6 protein-coding genes are annotated in these 4,989 nt (G+C 64.3%); 5 read left to right on the top strand and 1 reads right to left on the bottom strand.

What is annotated here, in order from left to right; translation table 11 throughout:
- A partial coding sequence (locus ENZ75_RS20650) for a UxaA family hydrolase (RefSeq protein WP_128278276.1) occupies nt 1–1,029 on the bottom strand: 1,029 nt, incomplete at its 3' end.
- A 229-nt stretch (nt 1,030–1,258) separates the two neighbouring features.
- Here ENZ75_RS20650 and ENZ75_RS20645 point away from each other — a divergent pair.
- From ENZ75_RS20645 to ENZ75_RS20625, 5 genes are all read left to right on the top strand, one after another.
- The gene (locus ENZ75_RS20645; protein ID WP_013529532.1) at nt 1,259–2,161 is read left to right on the top strand and encodes a GntR family transcriptional regulator; all 903 of its coding nucleotides are present in this window, start codon (nt 1,259–1,261) and stop codon (nt 2,159–2,161) included.
- Nucleotides 2,162–2,355: 194 nt separating this feature from the next.
- Complete coding sequence (locus ENZ75_RS20640; protein WP_063169028.1) at nt 2,356–2,712, top strand: DUF2946 family protein; 357 nt, start codon at nt 2,356–2,358, stop codon at nt 2,710–2,712.
- Nucleotides 2,713–2,809: 97 nt separating this feature from the next.
- A complete protein-coding gene (locus ENZ75_RS20635; RefSeq protein WP_063169027.1) occupies nt 2,810–3,349 on the top strand; it encodes a copper chaperone PCu(A)C in 540 nt (179 codons plus the stop codon).
- Nucleotides 3,350–3,390: 41 nt separating this feature from the next.
- Nucleotides 3,391–3,909 carry a YcnI family protein gene (locus ENZ75_RS20630; protein ID WP_013529535.1) on the top strand — a complete coding sequence of 173 codons (519 nt, stop codon included), beginning with the start codon at nt 3,391–3,393 and terminating at the stop codon, nt 3,907–3,909.
- A gap of 54 nt (nt 3,910–3,963) precedes the next feature.
- A partial coding sequence (locus ENZ75_RS20625) for a copper resistance CopC/CopD family protein (protein ID WP_206617072.1) occupies nt 3,964–4,989 on the top strand: 1,026 nt, incomplete at its 3' end.

Here is a 4,989-nt window from a genome sequence, read left to right as displayed (position 1 = left end):
GTTGTCGATCGAGGCGCCATGCTTGGCGACGTGGTCCTCCCACCACTTCACGAAGCCGTCGAGCTTCTGCGCGATCTCCGGCGTTGCCGCGCGGTAGGCAAGCAGATGCTCGGCGCCGTAGATTTCCGTGGTCTCGGAGAGGATGCCGATACCGCCAACGCCGGCCAGGATGTCGACAGCCGCGCCCAGCGCCGGATTGGCCGTGATACCCGACATGCCGTCGGAGCCGCCGCATTGCAGGCCGACGACGATCTCGCTGACCGGGATCGGCTCACGCTTCAACTGGCCGACTTCCTCGGCGATCTCGGCCAGCACGCCCATCGCTTTTTCCACCGATTTGCGCGACCCGCCGGCGTCCTGGATGTTGAAATGGCGCTTGCCGGCAGCGACGCCCTTCTGGCCGTAGAGGGTGAGCTGGTTGACCTCGCAGCCGAGGCCGACCATCAGCACGCCGCCGAAATTCGGGTGGCGGGCATAGCCGGCAAGCGTGCGGTGCAGCACCATCATGCCGTCGCCGGTGCCGCTCATGCCGCAGCCCTGGCCGTGCACGATCGGCACGAAGCCGTCGATGCCGGGGTATTTCGGCAACAGCGTGCGGTTGGCGGTATCGGCGATGGAATGGCAGACGGTGGCCGAGCAATTGACGCTGGCGACGATGCCGATGAAGTTGCGCGTGCCGGCGCGGCCATCGGCGCGGCGATAGCCCATGAAGGTGCGGGCGCGGTCGGCCTCCGTCGCGTGCTCGGCCTCGCTCGGCGGCACGACCGGCAAGCGGCCGGATTCGAAAACCAGATTGTGCGAATGCACGTGCTCGCCGGCTGCGATGTCCTGTGTCGCGCGACCGATCGCCTGGGCGTATTTCACCACGGCCTCGCCGGCGGCGATCGGCTTGATCGCCACCTTGTGGCCGGGCTCGATCAGCGCACTGGCGACGGCACCGCCCGGCAGCGCGGTGCCGATCTCGATGCGGCCGTTGGCGACGGCGACATTGTCGGCGGGGGACAGAAGAATGCAGTTGGAGGCGTTCACGGGCGGTTTCCTGGGTGATCCTGGGTTGCGCGGGGCGGATTGACACGCGCCTGTTTAGAGATATTGTCTTTTATCGTGAAAAAACAGTTTTGCGTCAATTGTTTTTTCGTGGGGAGTTCCGCATGTCTCCGGGTTGTTCCGGGAAGCAATTTCGCTTCTCAGAGCCATGCGAACGTCATATTGCGCTTCAAACCGTCCGCTGCAAGCGACGGCGTGCAACGGGTCAGGGATGTCGAAGAGCAACAACGTCTACAAGGATGCCTACAACCGCTGCCTGCGGCTGCTCGACGAAACGCGCAGCCTGCCTTCGGAGCCGGAACTGGGCACCTTGCTTGGCGTCAGCCGGACCACGGTGCGCACCATTCTCGCGCGCATGGAAGAGACCGGGCTGATCGCCTGGAACAAGCGCGCCAAGACGGTGCTGCGCGAACCGCTTCCCGATGATTTCTTCCCCGAGGAAGAGACAGACACGCTGGCCGAGATCATCGAACGGTCGTTCATGCGTCGGCTGCTCGCCGGCGGCGCCGAAGCCGGCATGCAGATCAACGAACTCGAACTGGCGCGCGAGATCGGCGTCGGCACCACCAGCGTGCGCGAGTTCCTGATCCGCTTCTCCCGCTTCGGCCTGATCGAGAAACGTCGCAACAGTCATTGGGTGCTGAAGGGCTTTACGCGCGCTTTCGCGCTGGAGCTGACCGAAATCCGCGAGATGTTCGAACTGCGCTCGGCGGCCGCCTTTGCCGCTTTACCGCAGGACAGCGCAGTCTGGACCGATCTCGACCGCCTGGAAGACGAGCATCGCCAGCTGGCAAACGACATAGCCGCCCGCTTCACCGAGTTCTCCGAACTCGACGAGCGCTTCCACCGGCTGATCCACCGGGCATCGCGCAATCGCTTCATCGTCGATTTCTACGATGTCATCGCCATGATCTTCCACTACCATTACCAGTGGAACAAGGCGCAGGAACGCGAGCGCAACGAAGTCGCGATCGGTGAGCATCTGGTCTACATAGAAGCGCTGAAATCACGCGATCTCGGCAAGGTCGACGCCGCTTGCCGCAAGCATTTGAAGTCGGCGCGCCAGACATTGCTGACCTCGATCCCGGAGAGCCGGTCGCTGCAAAAACACTGAGCCGCATCGCGGCTCGGAGCCCTGTTTCATGCATGTTGTCCCAAAACCGCTATACACTTCTGGGCGACATGCCTTGGGCCTGCCGCGTTGCCGCCGCGGCGATTTGGCGATTTTCCACCCGCCGGCCCCGTGCTAGATATGGTTGGTTGCTGCGAAGAGGCAGGGCTTTGGGCGTATCGAGGAGACGATGGAGCATGCCGGTCGCGCTTGTCGCGGCCTATCTGCTGTTGCTCCAGTCGACGCTTGGTGCATTCGCCTTCGGCGCCGGTCCCAATGCATCGCAACTCGACGCTTTTGGCAACGTCATCTGTACCCATGAAGGCGCAACCCAGCTTCCGGGCGGCAACCAGCCGCCGTCCCATCTGCCGGCATGCTGCGTGCTCGGCTGCAGCATGGTTTCGGCGGCCTTTGCGCCGCCGCCCAATGCCGGTCTGGCGCCGGGCAGCCTTTCCTTTGAAACGGTCGCCTTTGTCTTCCCGGCGGCCATCCATCTCGACTTTGCGCGTGAGCGCTCGCCGTCGAACCCGCGCGCGCCGCCGCTGACGGCCTGAGCCTGTTTGCCCGGCGGAACCTTTCGTGGGCGTACCCATCCAAAGATCTAACTGCTCGCGACCGGCAACGGCGCGACCTTCACTTCATGGAGCAACCATGTCCTATTTTTTCCCTGACGCCGCGCGTCCTGAGCCGGGCAGCATTCTACGCGGCATCGAAGAGCGTGTCGGCATTGCCGTGCTGGCTCTTGCGCTGCTGTTCACAGGCGCCCAGTCCGTCCTCGCGCATGAGTTCAAGGTTGGCGATCTTGAGATCGGCCACCCCTGGTCGCGCGCCACGCCGGCCGGCGCCAAAGTGGCCGGCGGTTATTTCACCATCACCAACAAGGGCAGTGCGCCGGATCGGCTGGTGTCGATTTCCTCCGATGTCTCCGAAAAGGCCGAGCTGCATGAGATGGGCGTCAAGGACGGCGTCATGACCATGCGGCCGGTTGCCGGCGGCCTGGAAATTCCGGCCGGCGGCAAGGTAGCCCTTGCACCTGGCGGCTATCATTTGATGTTCATGGGCCTGAAGCGGCAACCCAAACAGGGCGAAAAGTTCTCCGCCACCCTGACCTTCGAAAAGGCCGGCGCCGTCAGCGTCGATTTCGCCGTCGAAGGCATGGGCGGCGGCGCCGTGGACGATCACGCCAATTGACCGCGCCAGCTCGACAAATCTTGAAAATCCGAGGGACCATCATGAACAAATATCTTTTGTCGGCCGGCGCACTTCTCGCGCTCGGAACCAGCGCCGCCTTCGCGCATATCACGTTCGAAACCCAGGAGGCGGCGGTCGGCTCGACCTACAAGGCCGTTTTGCGCGTGCCGCATGGCTGCGACGGCAAGGCGACGACCGCCGTGCGCGTGCAGATTCCGGAAGGGGTGATCGCGATCAAGCCGATGCCGAAGCCCGGCTGGACGCTGCAGACCAAGAAGGGCAAGTACGAGAAATCCTACCAGCTCTACGGTCAGGCGGTGACCGATGGGGTCAAGGAGGTCGACTGGAGCGGCGGCAACCTGCCCGATGAATTCTATGACGAGTTCGTTTTCCGCGCGACGCTGACGGCGGATCTCCCCGTCGGCCAAAAACTCTATTTCCCGGTCGTGCAGGAATGCGACGGTGCAGCCGATCGCTGGATCGAGATTCCAGCGGCAGGGCAGGATGAAGACGCACTGGAAAGCCCGGCACCCGGCATCAAGCTGCTGCCGAAGAAATGATCTCCCAGGCGGCGCGCTCTTTCGAGTGCGCCGCTCTTTTTTCGTGGCGGTGACATGAGCACGACCTCCCTCCTGCAAACGGCTTGCATGACCGGCAAACGCACCGGCCGGCTTGCCGTCGGCCTGTTGGCTGTGATCGTGTTTCTTGCCAGCCTTGCCGTGTCAGATCAGGCCTTTGCCCATGCCGCGCTGATCAAGACCGACCCGGCCGACGGCGCGGTGCTGGCACAGGGACCGGCGCAGTTCTCGCTGACCTTCAGCGAGCCGGTCTCGCCTCTGGTGCTGACGCTGGTGAAGCCCGACGGCAAGCCGGTTCCACTGACCGCCTTTCGTCTCAGCGACCAGACCGTCGAGATCGACAATCCGCAGCCGCTCAAGTCGGGCACGCATGTCTTGAGCTGGCGCGTCATCTCCGCAGACGGTCATCCCGTCGGCGGATCGCTGCTGTTTTCCATCGGAGCGCCCAGCGAACCGCCGGCCGTATCCGAAACCGTCGACTGGCCGTTGCGGTCGGCTATCTGGGCGGGCAAAATCTTTCTCTACGTCGGCCTCTTCCTCGGCGTTGGCGGCGCCTTCGCGCTTGCCTGGTTGGCCGGAAGTGCCCGTGCCGGGCAACGCTTCGTTGCAGCTGCAATCCTGAGCGGGCTGGTCGCGTCGTCCCTGTCGCTCGGATTGCAGGGGCTTGATGCACTCGGGGCGCCGCTCTCCCATCTGGCACAATCGGTCATCTGGCGGACCGGGCTCGGCACCAGCTTCGGCTGGACGGTGCTGGTCGCGCTGATCGCGCTGGGGCTTGGCCTGCTGTCGCTGGCCGGTCCCCGTGCCACCGCCAAGCCATTGGCGCTGGCCGGCCTGGCCGGGGTGGGGATTGCCCTTGCCGCCAGCGGCCATGCCAGTGCCGCCGAACCGCAATGGCTGACGCGGCCGATGGTGTTCCTGCATGGCGTCTGCATCGCGTCGTGGGTCGGCGCATTGGTCCCACTCGGGCTGGCGCTCAAGGGGCAATCGGCGGAGGCCACGCCATTCCTGCGGCGATTTTCTTGGGCGATCCTGCCCGTGGTGGCCGTGCTTGCCGCTGCC

Origin of the sequence: Mesorhizobium sp. M7A.F.Ca.CA.002.04.1.1 (genome assembly GCF_004022805.1) — a bacterium.
Taxonomy (GTDB): domain Bacteria; phylum Pseudomonadota; class Alphaproteobacteria; order Rhizobiales; family Rhizobiaceae; genus Mesorhizobium; species Mesorhizobium ciceri.
Note: the sequence above shows the minus strand (reverse complement) of the source record. Positions and strands in the feature narration are given on the sequence as shown.

Coding starts and splice junctions, on each gene's coding strand:
- ENZ75_RS20645 (WP_013529532.1), top strand. CDS start 1,259: ATGTCGAAGAGCAACAACGTCTACAAGGATGCCTACAACCGCTGCCTG.
- ENZ75_RS20640 (WP_063169028.1), top strand. CDS start 2,356: ATGCCGGTCGCGCTTGTCGCGGCCTATCTGCTGTTGCTCCAGTCGACG.
- ENZ75_RS20635 (WP_063169027.1), top strand. CDS start 2,810: ATGTCCTATTTTTTCCCTGACGCCGCGCGTCCTGAGCCGGGCAGCATT.
- ENZ75_RS20630 (WP_013529535.1), top strand. CDS start 3,391: ATGAACAAATATCTTTTGTCGGCCGGCGCACTTCTCGCGCTCGGAACC.